General features: G+C 31.7%; 17 protein-coding genes. 12 read left to right on the top strand and 5 right to left on the bottom strand.

All coding sequences use genetic code 11. The features are described from left to right. Positions 1-2: 2 nt before the first annotated feature. Positions 3-698, bottom strand: coding sequence for an SDR family oxidoreductase (locus N4A35_15855; GenBank protein MCT4582887.1), 696 nt, complete (start codon positions 696-698; stop codon positions 3-5). Between the two features lie 99 nt (positions 699-797). Here N4A35_15855 and N4A35_15850 point away from each other — a divergent pair, with 99 nt between their 5' ends. The 3 genes from N4A35_15850 (at position 798) to N4A35_15840 (ending at position 2,538) form a co-directional block, all read left to right on the top strand. Then, positions 798-1,217 (top strand): 6-carboxytetrahydropterin synthase, encoded by a 420-nt coding sequence (locus N4A35_15850; GenBank protein ID MCT4582886.1) that lies wholly within the window; start codon positions 798-800, stop codon positions 1,215-1,217. 9 nt (positions 1,218-1,226) lie between these two features. Then, positions 1,227-1,835: a GTP cyclohydrolase I FolE gene (folE, locus tag N4A35_15845; GenBank protein ID MCT4582885.1), complete on the top strand. Its 609-nt coding sequence runs from the start codon at positions 1,227-1,229 to the stop codon at positions 1,833-1,835. A 232-nt stretch (positions 1,836-2,067) separates the two neighbouring features. Continuing rightward, positions 2,068-2,538, top strand: a complete 471-nt coding sequence (locus tag N4A35_15840; GenBank protein ID MCT4582884.1) for a glutathione peroxidase — start codon at positions 2,068-2,070, stop codon at positions 2,536-2,538. Between the two features lie 14 nt (positions 2,539-2,552). Here the strand turns inward: N4A35_15840 and N4A35_15835 are convergent, their stop codons facing one another. The 4 genes from N4A35_15835 to serC form a co-directional block, all read right to left on the bottom strand. Further along, complete coding sequence (locus N4A35_15835) at positions 2,553-2,933, bottom strand: hypothetical protein (protein ID MCT4582883.1); 381 nt, start codon at positions 2,931-2,933, stop codon at positions 2,553-2,555. A gap of 29 nt (positions 2,934-2,962) precedes the next feature. Further along, complete coding sequence (locus N4A35_15830) at positions 2,963-3,361, bottom strand: DUF4870 domain-containing protein (protein ID MCT4582882.1); 399 nt, start codon at positions 3,359-3,361, stop codon at positions 2,963-2,965. A gap of 1 nt (position 3,362) precedes the next feature. Continuing rightward, positions 3,363-4,319, bottom strand: a complete 957-nt coding sequence (locus N4A35_15825; GenBank protein MCT4582881.1) for a D-2-hydroxyacid dehydrogenase — start codon at positions 4,317-4,319, stop codon at positions 3,363-3,365. 211 nt (positions 4,320-4,530) lie between these two features. After that, positions 4,531-5,598, bottom strand: coding sequence for a 3-phosphoserine/phosphohydroxythreonine transaminase (gene serC / locus N4A35_15820; GenBank protein MCT4582880.1), 1,068 nt, complete (start codon positions 5,596-5,598; stop codon positions 4,531-4,533). A 255-nt stretch (positions 5,599-5,853) separates the two neighbouring features. On the opposite strand from serC, the gene N4A35_15815 reads away from it, so the two are divergent. The 9 genes from N4A35_15815 (at position 5,854) to N4A35_15775 (ending at position 12,797) form a co-directional block, all read left to right on the top strand. Beyond that, complete coding sequence (locus tag N4A35_15815; protein ID MCT4582879.1) at positions 5,854-6,492, top strand: hypothetical protein; 639 nt, start codon at positions 5,854-5,856, stop codon at positions 6,490-6,492. 6 nt (positions 6,493-6,498) lie between these two features. Then, positions 6,499-6,786 (top strand): transcriptional regulator, encoded by a 288-nt coding sequence (locus tag N4A35_15810; protein MCT4582878.1) that lies wholly within the window; start codon positions 6,499-6,501, stop codon positions 6,784-6,786. A gap of 57 nt (positions 6,787-6,843) precedes the next feature. After that, complete coding sequence (locus N4A35_15805; protein MCT4582877.1) at positions 6,844-8,385, top strand: DUF4173 domain-containing protein; 1,542 nt, start codon at positions 6,844-6,846, stop codon at positions 8,383-8,385. A gap of 21 nt (positions 8,386-8,406) precedes the next feature. Continuing rightward, positions 8,407-9,867, top strand: coding sequence for a magnesium-protoporphyrin IX monomethyl ester anaerobic oxidative cyclase (bchE, locus tag N4A35_15800; GenBank protein MCT4582876.1), 1,461 nt, complete (start codon positions 8,407-8,409; stop codon positions 9,865-9,867). A 13-nt stretch (positions 9,868-9,880) separates the two neighbouring features. After that, a complete protein-coding gene (locus N4A35_15795; GenBank protein MCT4582875.1) occupies positions 9,881-10,489 on the top strand; it encodes a hypothetical protein in 609 nt (202 codons plus the stop codon). A gap of 4 nt (positions 10,490-10,493) precedes the next feature. Then, a complete protein-coding gene (locus tag N4A35_15790; GenBank protein ID MCT4582874.1) occupies positions 10,494-10,853 on the top strand; it encodes a diacylglycerol kinase family protein in 360 nt (119 codons plus the stop codon). After that, on the top strand, positions 10,850-11,551 hold the full coding sequence (locus tag N4A35_15785; protein ID MCT4582873.1) for a DUF1361 domain-containing protein: 702 nt from the start codon (positions 10,850-10,852) through the stop codon (positions 11,549-11,551). The genes N4A35_15790 and N4A35_15785 overlap by 4 nt, the downstream gene beginning before the upstream one ends. Before the next feature lie 510 nt (positions 11,552-12,061). After that, positions 12,062-12,550, top strand: coding sequence for a hypothetical protein (locus N4A35_15780; protein MCT4582872.1), 489 nt, complete (start codon positions 12,062-12,064; stop codon positions 12,548-12,550). Between the two features lie 22 nt (positions 12,551-12,572). After that, complete coding sequence (locus tag N4A35_15775) at positions 12,573-12,797, top strand: YwbE family protein (protein MCT4582871.1); 225 nt, start codon at positions 12,573-12,575, stop codon at positions 12,795-12,797.

The raw sequence follows: 12,797 nt of genomic DNA, 5'->3' as shown, positions 1-12,797 counted from the left end.
GGTTAGATTTTTAATGATGAAATACCGCCATCAATAGTTAGAATTTGCCCTGTTATCCATTGGGATTTTTCCGTTAATAGAAACGTTGCTAGATGTGCTATATCATCTGCTTCTCCAACTTTTTTAAGTGGGTGTCGATTGGCATTAGCTTCAATTTTAGCTTCAGTATTGAGTAATTTCGAGGCCAGTGGTGTTTGTGTAATTGATGGGGCTATTGCATTTACTCTAATTGATGGTGCTAATTCAGCTGCAAGCGCTTTGGTAAAGCCCTCAATTGCTCCTTTTATTGTAGAAACCTGTGAATGAAAATTAAAACCATTTTGAGCTGCTACTGATGAAAACAGTACGATTGATCCTTGTTTAGCCTTTTTCAAATTAGGAATCAAACGTTGTATAACTTTAAAAGCACCGAGCACATTCAATTCAAAATCTTCGGTCATACTTTCTGAAGTAATTCGCTTAAAAGGAGCTAAATTAATGCTGCCTGGACAATAAACTATCCCATCAAGTTGCTCAGGGACAAAGTCTAAGTCATAATTATTATCTAATACATTTAGATAATGATAGTTGGGGGTGTTTTGAAAACGATCACTTTGATAATAAGTACTGATTACATTAACACCTGTCTTACTTAATTGATTTACAATGGCTAAACCTATACCTGTTGAACCGCCAATAATGAGATAATTTTTATGCATAATTTTAGTTTTGTTTAAAAAAATGTTAAAAAGATTAAACAAATATAGTGTAAAAAGATTAATATTGTTTAATTTGCGATATAAAAGTTTAAACAAAACATGAAAAACATAGCATCAATTTATAGAGTAGAGCATTTCAATGCAGCACATCGCTTACATAATTCAAATTGGTCAAGCGATCAAAATGAAAAGGTATTTGGGAAGTGTAATAACCTTTATTACCACGGGCACAATTATGAATTAGTGGTAAAAGTTACTGGAGAAATCGATGTTCAAACAGGTTATGTTATGGATGCTAAATTGCTGTCCAATTTGATTAAAAAGTACGTACTAGAAGAATTTGATCATAAAAATTTGAACAAACAAGTTAGTTATTTTCAATATTTAAATCCGACAGCAGAAAATATAGCGAGAGTAATTTATGACCTTTTAAGAAAGGAAATAGATTCAAAATTAGAAATACAAATCAGGCTGTATGAGACGTCTAAAAACTTTGTAGAGTTTCCAGCTTCTAAATAAATGAGAAATATGAATAAAGTAGAAACCCCTGTCAATAAAGCTACTATAGCTGTAGACGATAAATTGAAAAAGGAAAGAATCGCCTATCATTTTGCTGAAATAATGGATGCCTTGGGATTAGATCTAACTGATGATTCGTTAAAAGAAACACCTCAAAGAGTAGCTAAAATGTATGTTGAAGAAATTTTTTCAGGCTTAGTTAGTAAAAACAAACCGGTAGTTAAGTTGTTTGAAAATAAGTACGATTACCAACAGATACTCTTAGAAAAAGATATTACTTTTTATTCCAATTGTGAGCATCATTTTGTTCCAATTATAGGGAAAGCCCATGTTGCTTATATACCTAATAATAAAGTTATAGGTCTATCAAAGCTTAATCGTATTGTAAGATATTTTGCGGCAAGGCCTCAGGTTCAAGAGCGGTTAACCCAACAAATAGGTTATGATTTACAGTGTTTATTAGAAACTGAAGATGTCGCTGTAATTGTTGATGCCAAGCATTTATGTGTATCTATGAGAGGAATAAAGGATGATACTTCTTCGACTACTACAGTTTTTTTTGGGGGAGCATTTAAAAAAGTAGAGAAACAGCAAGAATTGATGAATTATTTAAAATGAGTGATTCGCTTTGGTTAGAATGAATTAATTTTATCACAACAACCAAGCATAGATTATTCATAATATTAACTTTTGCTTATTAATTTAGGCATCAAATAAAAAACAAAAAATGAAAAAGAAAGTAGCCTTATTACTTATGGCCAGTACAGTATTTTTAGCTTGTACATCGGCTATCAACGCTAACGAGTTTAAAGTTGAAAAAACTCAAGCTAAAGCAGAAATTAACGATGGGATTGAAGATTTATATGCAATAAAGATAAACAGCTTAGCAGGTGAAGCAATTCAATTATCTAAATTTAAAGGGAAGAAAATTCTTTTTGTAAATGTAGCTTCAAAATGTGGTTATACTCCCCAATATGCTGATTTACAAAAATTACACGAACTACATCAAGACAAGCTAGTCATCATTGGTGTGCCTTGTAATCAATTTGGAGGGCAAGAACCAGGTAATGCTAACGAAATAGAATCATTTTGTCAAAAAAACTATGGAGTTGATTTCTTAATGACTGAGAAAATTGATGTAAAGGGAGACCATCAGCACCCTCTATATACTTGGTTAACTTCAGGGGAAAAAAATGGAGTAAAATCTAGTAAAGTAAAATGGAATTTTCAAAAATATTTGGTTGATGAAGAAGGGAAGTTATTAGACGTTTTTATGAGTAATGTAAAACCTTTATCTAAAGCTATTGTGGAGCAATTATAAAATGAACAATTTTATTAGCTGATAAATCTAATCGATAGTTTAGGTAAGATGGCGCTTGTTTTTTGTTGGCTAATTTCATCGGTGGAAGCCCATATTACAAAGAAACCTATGAGTTGATAGAAGTTAATTAACCCGATTATGATTTTATATAAAGCTCCATCAGGAGAATAGTTTAAAACAGTTAATTCAATAGCAATAAGTAGGAGAGAAGTAAGGTTATAATTGAGGTGTTGCTTTCCAATAATATTGATTAAGAGCGCCTTGTTTCTTTTTCTTAACCACATTAGAGTAGGTAAAAATCCTCCTATAATGACGGCAATTATTATTAGAAAAGGAATAGGAATAAAAAGAATCACTAATTGTATAAATGGCGTACACATTAATGCGTACGCCATTATCTTACAATAGGTTATGTCATTCATTTTTACTTAATCAATTGAAGAGAAAAAGGGTAATCATAGATGATACCTTCGTTTGCTTTAACGGCAGCCATAATGATAAAAATTAGTGATGCCAAACCAAAAGCCATTAATAAAAATGGTCCTATGAAAACGAATGTTAAAGCAAAGCAGATTGCAACAACAATAACTGAAGTAATGATCCAGTTTAAAATGTTTTTTCCGTGTTGATCAACAGTTGGGCTCTGATCTTTATTGGTAGCCCACATGATGATAGGAAGTACAAAACCTCCCAATGGAATAATTACAGATGCAAGCTGAGCTAAGTGCATTAACATACAAAATGTTTTTAATTCCATTCCCCAAGGTCTGAAATTAGGATCTTCAAAGTTTACAAAGTCTTGATCAATCATATCGCTGTTCATCTTATTTATTGTAAAAATTAATGATATTATCTGCTAATTCAGTTCCAATTCTATCTTGGGCTTCAACAGTAGCAGCACCAATATGAGGAGTTAATGCTATTTTTTTATTGCTCAATAAATCTTCTCTAGGAGTAGGTTCGTTAACAAATACATCAAGGGCAACACTATTCACTTTACCACTTTCTAAGGCTTTAATTAAAGCGTCTTCATCTATTACCCCACCACGAGCAGCGTTTACAATTCTAACACCATCTTTCATTTTTTCAAATTCAGCAGTAGAGATTAAGGCTTTACCATCAGCTGGCATAGGTACATGCAATGAAATAAAGTCAGCACTAGCCAATAAATTATCTAGAGAACTTGTTGTGATTTCAATATTGACAGTTTGATCAGCAACATTAACTGGAATACTAGCTTTATCCATAAATGGATCGTATGCCACGACATTCATTCCTAGTCCTAAAGCATATTTTGCAGTATATTGACCTATACGACCAAATCCAATTATACCTAGAGTTTTACCTCTTAACTCAATTCCTTTACCGTATTGTTTTTTTAACCCTTTGAAATTGTCTTTCCCATTCACAGGCATTTGACGTTCAGCATCGTAAACAGAACGAGCTAAAGAAAATAATTGAGCAGTAACTAATTCTGCTACAGCTAAAGAAGATGAAGCAGGAGTATTAAAAACATTAATTCCTTTTTCACGAGCATAAGCGACATCAATATTGTCCATTCCAACTCCACCACGTCCAATCATTTTTAAAGACGGACAGTTGTCAATAATGTCTTGTCGAACTTTAGTAGCACTTCTAACTAAGAGTACTTCATATTTCTTTTCGTTGATTTCGTTGATTAAATTTTCTTGAGCGACAGTTTCAGTTACTACTGTAAAGCCGTTTTCCTCTAATTTTACTTGCCCTGATTGAGCAATACCATCATTGGCTAAAACTTTCATTTTTTTTTGTATTGCGTACAATGTTGTTTGTACAATGGTTTTATTTTTTTGATTCAAATGTTAGTCTTGAATCTTCTAATTTTCTTATTTAGTTGGCGTTAAGGGGAGGATCAACATCCTTTTGGGTTCTCGATACATTTTTATTTTCATGAAAATAAAAACACTCGAACTGACCAAAAGATATCGTGGATGACCTGCTCGTATGCCTTAATTATTTACTTTCTAAAGCTTGCATTACATCAACCAATGCTTGTACACTTTCAATAGGCATAGCATTGTATATAGAAGCTCTGTAGCCACCAACAGAACGGTGTCCTTTTATTCCACTAATGTTGGCTTCGTTCCAAAGTTGATCAAAAGCTTCTTTTTTAGTTTCATCTGTAAGTACAAATGTAACATTCATGTAGCTTCTATCTTCTTTTGCCGCCGTTCCTTCAAATAAAGGGTTACGGTCTATTTCATTATAAAGTAATTCCGCTTTAGCGTTATTTAGTTTTTCAACTTCAGTCAATCCTCCTAAGCTTTTAATCCATCTTAAGGTTAACATAGAAGCATAAATAGAAAACACCGGAGGAGTATTAAACATAGAGTCTTTATCCGCATGTGTTTTTAAATCCAACATTGTTGGAATTTCTACACTTGATTGTCCTAAAATGCTGTCTTTTACAATAAATAACGTAGCACCTGCTGGACCTAAGTTTTTTTGAGCACCAGCGTAAATAATATCAAACTTTGAAACATCGATCGGTTTAGAAAAGATATCAGAACTCATATCACAAACTAAAGGAAGAGTTGTTTCTGGTATAGCTTTAAACTGTGTTCCAAAAATGGTGTTGTTTGAAGTGTAGTGTAAATAATCTAAATCAGTAGGAATAGTATATCCTTTTGGAATATAGTTATTGTTTTGATCATCTGAGGATGCAACGACTACACCTTCTCCCATAAAATTAGCTTCTTTACATGCTTTTTTAGCCCAAGCACCAGTAGTGATGTAACCACCTCTTTTATGAGTTCTCATCATGTTGTAAGCTATTTCTAAGAATCCTAAACTAGCTCCACCTTGTAGAAAAAGTACAGTATAACCAGCTGGTACATTCAAAATTTCTTTAACCAGACTTCTTGCTTCTTCCATTATCTCAACAAATTCTGGACTCCTGTGTGACATTTCAATTAGAGATAATCCAGTGTTGTTGTAATTAATAACAGCTTGTGAAGCTTGTTCGAAAACTGTAGGGGCTAAGATACATGGCCCTGCACTAAAGTTGTGTACTTTTTTCATGAGTATATTCTATGCGATGAATTTTTAATTATTGCTAACAAAAATGCAAAAAAATAGCGTTAATATGGCTTTTATTTGTTAATAATTGCAAGGAGTTATAAACGATTTAACATTGAGTTAATATCTGCATTTAGAATTTGAGTGTAATCGTTGATGTATGATGCCATTGTTTAACAACTTTTAGGAAAATTAAGTCAAAAATATTTTGAGGACTCTTTTTTTTGATGTTACTTTGAATCTCAAAGCACTTTTAAAATGAATACAGAGAAACATTTAGAAAATTTAAATGAGATTAAGCAAATCATGGATCGTTCAACACGATTTTTGTCTTTAAGTGGATTGTCTGGTATTATGGCAGGAGTTTCTGCTTTGATAGGAGCAATATTAGGATATTGGGTGCTTTACGGAGGAAAGTATGTTTCTGGAGCTAGATACTTTAACAGTCAAGTTGTATTAGATGTAAGGGTTGATATTTTTATCCAGTTGCTATTAATTGGGGGAGGGGTGCTGTTTTCTGCTTTGTTTTTTGGATTTTATTTTACGTATCGTAAAGCAAAAAGAGAGGGACAAACGATGTGGAATAAAGCCTCTAAAAAAATGTTGCTCAATTTAGCAGTCCCTTTATTTGTTGGAGGAATATTTTGTTTGTTTTTAATTGGGTATGACCTAGTAGCATTAGTAGCTCCTGTTACCCTGATCTTCTATGGTTTAGCTTGTGTTAATGCAAGTCATTTGACGCATTCTGAAATCGGAAAGATTGGTTACTTTAATATTTTGCTAGGGTTGATAAATATGTGGTTTATTGGTTATGGTATATTATTTTGGGCACTTGGATTTGGTGTTTTACATATTATTTATGGAATTTTGATGTATTTAAAATATGATAGAAAATAATTAATCATGATTCAAGGTTTAAATAAACATTTTGAAAGCCGAATTCGATTGGGTGTGATGTCTGTGCTGATGGTTAACGACTGGGTAGATTTTAATACCTTAAAGGAGTTATTATCGTTAACTGATGGAAACTTAGCAAGTCATATTAAAGCGTTAGAAAAGAATGAATACATAACCATAAAAAAAGAGTTTGTGGGAAAGAAACCCAAAACAACATATCAAGCTACCAAATTGGGGAAACAAGCTTTTAAAAACCATTTAGCAGCATTGGAAAAGTTTTTGAAAATGAAGTAGCTATATTTTTTTGTCTTTAAACTTTGTAATTCAAAGTACTTTTTAAAAATTATAATAATGAAAGAAAATCGTTTAAAAATTGCATTAGTTGGAGTAGGAACAGTTCTATTTCATCTTTTATTTTGGGAGGAGGGGCTAGGACTTAATTTAGTTCTTTTTAGTAGCTATATTGTTCTGGGAAACCTCATAACTAGAGCTACCAAGTGGAACCCAAAAATGTGGGCGTCGATGATAGGTTTGATGCTCAGTTTATGCTCAACGTTTATTTTTAATTCCTCGGTCAGTATTCTTGCTGCATTAATCAGCTTAATTGTTTTTGTTGGTTTTGCTCAAAATGAAAAGTTGCGATATCTATGGAGTAACTTGATGACGTTTATTATTTCAGTTTTTCAACTTCCAAAGTTAAAGTCAAAAGATGGAGCAAGATTCACAAGTAGTAGTCTAGCAAAAATCAAAAGAGTTTTGAAGTTGGTCATTATTCCTTTACTTGTTTTAGGTGTTTTTATGGTGATTTTTAGGATTGCTAATCCTATTTTTAATTCAGGTTTAACAAGTGTAGAAAATTGGTTGTTGGATCATTTTTCAGGCTTTTTTAAAAACTTATCAATTCCAAGTCTTCTATTTTTTATCATAGGCTTTTTTATAACGAGTACATTATTAATAAAGGGAAAACGGATGTATTTTGTGGATAAAGATGTTGCAAAAGATGAAAATATTATTCGTAAGAGAACTAGAAAAAAGACAGTACTTTATTCCTATAAAGAAGAGGGAGTTCAAAAAACGAGAATGGGATACCCATCTATACCATTTTTAGGATTAAAGAATGAGCGATTTTCAGCTATTGTGTTGCTTAGTTTAATTAATTTATTGCTGTTGATCATAAATAGTATAGACGTCACTTTTGTGTGGTTTAATAAAGCAATTGTATCAACACATAACTTAACTGAAATGATACATGAGGGGACTTATTTGTTGATTTTAAGTATTTTACTTTCAATGTTAGTGATGCTGTATGTTTTTAGAAAAAACCAAAATTTTTATAAAAAGAATAGGAGATTAAAACAGTTAGCTTATGCATGGATCGCTCAGAATGGAATATTGATTATATCTGTAATTATTCGTAATCATAACTATATTTCAGAATACGGATTAACCCATAAAAGGATAGGAGTTTACATCTTTTTATTATTAACTATAGTTGGACTTTTTTTCTTGTATTTAAAAATAAAAAACAAGAAGTCGTTATACTATTTAATGCTTAATAATAGCTGGGCAGTTTATACTAGTTTGGTTTTGATGGGAATGGTTAATTGGGATGGAGTAATCGCTGTTTATAACCTAAAATATGTCAAACAAGAAAATGTTAATTACAAACATCTTGTACAGTTGTCGGATAATGCACTCATTAGTATTTCTCAAAACCAGGGATATTTAGATCCAATTTTATGGAATAAGGAGCGATACATAGGAAGACAAAGAATTTCTCCTGCAGAATATTTTCATAATAGAATCAGCAACATTAGATATAATTCAACACAGAGTTTAAAATCATGGAATTATGCTGAATACAGCAGGAATCAATATTTTATGAATAAATAAACAATTAATAAGATTAATTATATGAAGATATTAATAATCAATCCTCCTCATAAATCAATAGGGAGTAGAATGGCAAAAGAGCATTTACCTCCTTTAGGTTTATTATCGATTGCAGGGCCTTTAATTGATGCTAATTATGCTGTTGAATTATTAGATGCTGATTATAGTAATTTGTCTTTTCCAACAATTGTTAAGTTAGCACAAGAAAAAGCTCCAGATATTATATTAATGGGACATTCAGGTTCAACTTCAGCTCAACCAATAATCAACCAGTTGTCAATAGAACTGAAAAAAAATATCGAGGAGGTTAGCATAATAATAGGTGGTGTCTTTCCTACCTATCATTGGAAAGAAATCATGGATAAGAATAGCTGCATAGATTATATCGTCTGTGGTGAAGGAGAGCAGGTTTGTTTAGATTTAATAAACGCATTAACTAACCATAGTAATCTGAATTGTATAGATGGAATTGTCTATAGGGACAGCCAAGAGGTAATAAAAACTAAGAGTGCTAAAATTATACAATGTTTGGACGACTATAGAATAGCTTGGGAGTTAATGGCTGGGTATAATTATACATATTGGGGAAAGAAGAAAGCTGTGGTTATACAATTTTCTAGAGGGTGTCCATATCCTTGTAACTATTGTGGGCAGAGTTTTTTTTGGAAGAAGTGGAGAAATAGAGATCCACAAAAGTTAGCAGATGAAATAGAAATGCTACATAAGGAATATGGAGTTGAAGTCATCAATTTTGCAGATGAAAACCCTTCAACGAATAAACGAGAATGGAAATTATTTTTAGAAGCTTTGATTGACAAAAAGCTAGATTTAATTCTGGTAGGGTCAATAAGAGCAGATAATATTGTTAGAGATGAAAAGCATCTGAATTTATATAAAAAAGCTGGTTTCGAACGTTTTCTGTTAGGTATTGAAAATTATGATGAGCTTGTTCTCGAAAAAATAAAGAAAGCTGGTTCAAAAGTAAAAGATAAAAAGGCTATAGAATTATTGAGGAAGCATAATATTCTTTCTATGGCAACCTATGTTGTTGGTTTTGGAGAAGAAACTTTCAAAGATTTTTATAATAGTTTAAAACAATTGTTAGCATACGACCCCGATCAGGTTCAGCTTTTATATGTAACACCCCATAAATGGACACCATACTTCAAAGAAGTAGAAGAGAAGAATGTCATTCAATTGGATCAAAGCTACTGGGATTATAAACATCAAATTATAGAAACTCCCAAACTTAAACCTTGGGTAGTTATCATATTAGTTAAGTTGATAGAAGTCATTATGCAAATGCGACCAAAAGCAATAAAAAGATGGTTGTTTCATAAAGATAGAAGATTAAGAAAAGCTATGTTTTGGTATAATAATATTGGAAAAAGAGTATGGTTCTTTGAGTTGATTCAATTCTTTTTTGTCAATAAACGAACAAAGACCCCAGTAGCCTTAAAAGACTTCTGGAAAACCCACTAAATCAAAATACATTATGAAAGCAAAAATTTTATTAAAAATCAGTTTTTTAACAGGAGCAATACCTTTTTTAGGAGGTTGGGGCATTTTTTTTACTTGGCTCATTGGCAGATATAGCAATGCAAGTGATTTTTACCGCTTAGAAATGGTAGGTTTTATGTGGATGATTATTTGTTTTTATGTCGCAATAGGAGGACTAATATTACTGCTGTTATATGTTATTCTAAATCGAAGAAACCTCCATAAAAGCATGCTTATTACATTACTAGTGATCTTAATCAATATTCCCTCTGTTGCAATAGTCCTAGATTGGCAAAAATCGGTAGCGGGAATGTTTTTTCTAAAAATTAGGAACGAAACAGGAATTCAAGATCTACATTGTTCTGTTTTAATGAATAATGAGTTAATAGTTACTCAAACAATCGATAATCATGATGCAGAAGTTCTGTATTTAAAGCATTATTACGATTTTATAACCTTTGAACCATATCAAAATAACCAAGGGTTGACTTTGACTTTCAATGCTGAAGGAAAAGAAAAAACAATACCATTTTCAAGTCTCCCATATGGTAATTGTAAGCAAATTGTAATTCATAGGGATTTTACCATCACCAAAGAAAATTAAACCTATGAAACGATTTATAAAAAGTCTGGGTTATGCTATTGAAGGGGTAAAAAATACTTATCAATCAGAGCCTAATTTTAAGATTCATACAGTTGCAGGTCTTTTGGTATTAATACTAGGAATACTATTGTCAATATCTATAATAGAGTGGGGAATCGTTATCCTTCTCATTGGATTAGTGCTTACAGCTGAGTTAACAAACACAGCAATAGAAACATTAGCTAATGAAGTCACTAAAAATTATAGTTCATCGATCAAAAAAGTGAAAGATACTATGGCTGGTGCTGTGTTGGTTATCGCAATAGCAGCAGCTTGTATAGGAAGCATCATATTTATACCTAAAATTTTAACACTTATTTTATGAAAAATTTACAAGCTAATTTATCCGATTATAAAGTACATGTTCTTTTAGCACTTATGACAGGTTTCTGTCTGCTACTTTCCATACTTAGAGTTTACCTTTCTGGCTCATTTTATTTCCTGTTTTTAGTTTGGAACTTGTTTTTAGCAGCAGTACCGTATAGCATCACTTTATTGATCTCTTCTCAATCAAAAAGTCGTGTGCAATTGTTTAAGATTATAGGAGTATCCATCATTTGGCTACTCTTTTTTCCCAATGCTCCATATATTCTTACCGATTTATTTCATTTAAGACTGATTACTGATTTCCCAAAGTGGTTTGATTTAATTTTAATTATTTCCTATGCATGGACAGGGTTACTGTTGGGTTTTTTAAGTCTATTAAAAATTGAAGATTTGTATCGAAGTTATTTATCGAATAAACAAATCGGAATTTTTAGCTCATTAATTTTATTCGTCGCTTCATTTGGAATTTATTTGGGGCGTTATTTACGTTGGAACAGTTGGGATGTACTCAATAATCCCCAAGGTTTACTCTATGATATCTCCAATCGTTTTATACATCCATTTGACCATCCTAGAACATGGGGCATGACCTTGTTGTTTGGAGTGTTACTCAATATGATATATTGGACGATTAAACTGTTAAGGAAAGACAAACAAAGTTCGTCTGTTGCCAGAGAAGAATACTTCATCATCTAATCATCTAATTCGCTAATTATCTAATTGACCAAACTATGAATAATCGAGAAAAATTGTGTCATTTTTTATTTCAAAAGAGTGCAGTTCCTTATGCTAAAATTTTTAAACGAAGGCGAAAGGCTTGGGGATTAAGTTCAGCGGATTTATTAAAATATCCACCCCATTCTTTAGGGTATCAAGTTGGGTAGTTTCTCCATTCCAATGGGTTTGAATTTTTACCCAAACATGAGACGCACGATGTTTTCCATGTATTATGCGATTATGGTGTATCAGTAAAAGAAGAAGTTGCGTTACAATTTTTATTATTTGGAAATGGGAAACGTAGCCTTTACCTGTATATGGTGCTCTTTTTGGGAATTGTAATTCTCCCCGAAAACTATCGGTATTATCGAAACTCTTTTTTTATTGGCAAAAAGTTGCCCCGTTTTTACGATAAGGTCAGTAAAGCGTATTTGAGGGAAGAGTTTAGTGAAGTGAAATTGAGTTTCTCTAAAATATTCAAGGTGTAGTATGTGTAAAAAAATAAATGTTTTTGGGTTTTTTATTATTGTTTTCTGGTGTGTAATAATAACTCTTGTATATTTTTTTGATTTAGAAATAGCAAAGGATGATTATGAATTAATCTATATGATGTTTGTTTATTATTCAGTTCCATTTGCTTTAACTTTGTTTATTATATCATTGTTGTCAATAAGTGAAAGTTTAATTACTTGGATTTTAGGAGCTAGCTTTATTCTGATTATTTTAGTAGTGACATTTTATTTCTCTCTGTTTATGGTGTTTTCTAATATGTGCAAACACAGTATAGATAAAGTACTTTTTATAAATAAAGAAAATAAGAATATTATAATTGCAAAACGTAGTTTTGGATGTGGTGCAACTGATAGTTCTCCAGCTTCTATAACAATAGATAAGATAGAACCGTTTACTCCATTTTTTATTAAATCTACGATATGCGATACAATAACAATACAAAAAGAAGAATGGATAAGAAAATAGAGAATTATAAACATCAAAAAATATGAAATCAAACGAACAAGACGGAACAATTAGAGCTAATATAAAAATAGGTTATGTTGTTGAAATTGTCCAAAAACAACACCAACGTTCAGGAGAATTAACAGAGGGGATTGTAGAAAAGCTTTTAACCAAATCACCGAAGCATACAAGAGGAATAAAAGTCCGTTTAGAAACAGGAGAAGTGGGACGTGTTCAAACTGTAATAGATAACGAAATTTATGAGTAG

Source organism: Flavobacteriales bacterium, from assembly GCA_025210295.1.
Classification (GTDB): domain Bacteria; phylum Bacteroidota; class Bacteroidia; order Flavobacteriales_D; family Parvicellaceae; genus S010-51.
This window is presented reverse-complemented; position numbering and strand designations above follow the sequence as displayed.

Excerpts from the sequence above, each read along its gene's own strand:
- N4A35_15855 (MCT4582887.1), bottom strand. The coding sequence starts at position 698 with ATGCATAAAAATTATCTCATTATTGGCGGTTCAACAGGTATAGGTTTA.
- N4A35_15850 (MCT4582886.1), top strand. The coding sequence starts at position 798 with ATGAAAAACATAGCATCAATTTATAGAGTAGAGCATTTCAATGCAGCA.
- folE (MCT4582885.1), top strand. The coding sequence starts at position 1,227 with ATGAATAAAGTAGAAACCCCTGTCAATAAAGCTACTATAGCTGTAGAC.
- N4A35_15835 (MCT4582883.1), bottom strand. The coding sequence starts at position 2,933 with ATGGCGTACGCATTAATGTGTACGCCATTTATACAATTAGTGATTCTT.
- N4A35_15830 (MCT4582882.1), bottom strand. The coding sequence starts at position 3,361 with ATGAACAGCGATATGATTGATCAAGACTTTGTAAACTTTGAAGATCCT.
- N4A35_15825 (MCT4582881.1), bottom strand. The coding sequence starts at position 4,319 with ATGAAAGTTTTAGCCAATGATGGTATTGCTCAATCAGGGCAAGTAAAA.
- serC (MCT4582880.1), bottom strand. The coding sequence starts at position 5,598 with ATGAAAAAAGTACACAACTTTAGTGCAGGGCCATGTATCTTAGCCCCT.
- N4A35_15815 (MCT4582879.1), top strand. The coding sequence starts at position 5,854 with ATGAATACAGAGAAACATTTAGAAAATTTAAATGAGATTAAGCAAATC.
- N4A35_15810 (MCT4582878.1), top strand. The coding sequence starts at position 6,499 with ATGATTCAAGGTTTAAATAAACATTTTGAAAGCCGAATTCGATTGGGT.
- N4A35_15805 (MCT4582877.1), top strand. The coding sequence starts at position 6,844 with ATGAAAGAAAATCGTTTAAAAATTGCATTAGTTGGAGTAGGAACAGTT.
- bchE (MCT4582876.1), top strand. The coding sequence starts at position 8,407 with ATGAAGATATTAATAATCAATCCTCCTCATAAATCAATAGGGAGTAGA.
- N4A35_15795 (MCT4582875.1), top strand. The coding sequence starts at position 9,881 with ATGAAAGCAAAAATTTTATTAAAAATCAGTTTTTTAACAGGAGCAATA.
- N4A35_15790 (MCT4582874.1), top strand. The coding sequence starts at position 10,494 with ATGAAACGATTTATAAAAAGTCTGGGTTATGCTATTGAAGGGGTAAAA.
- N4A35_15785 (MCT4582873.1), top strand. The coding sequence starts at position 10,850 with ATGAAAAATTTACAAGCTAATTTATCCGATTATAAAGTACATGTTCTT.
- N4A35_15780 (MCT4582872.1), top strand. The coding sequence starts at position 12,062 with ATGTGTAAAAAAATAAATGTTTTTGGGTTTTTTATTATTGTTTTCTGG.
- N4A35_15775 (MCT4582871.1), top strand. The coding sequence starts at position 12,573 with ATGAAATCAAACGAACAAGACGGAACAATTAGAGCTAATATAAAAATA.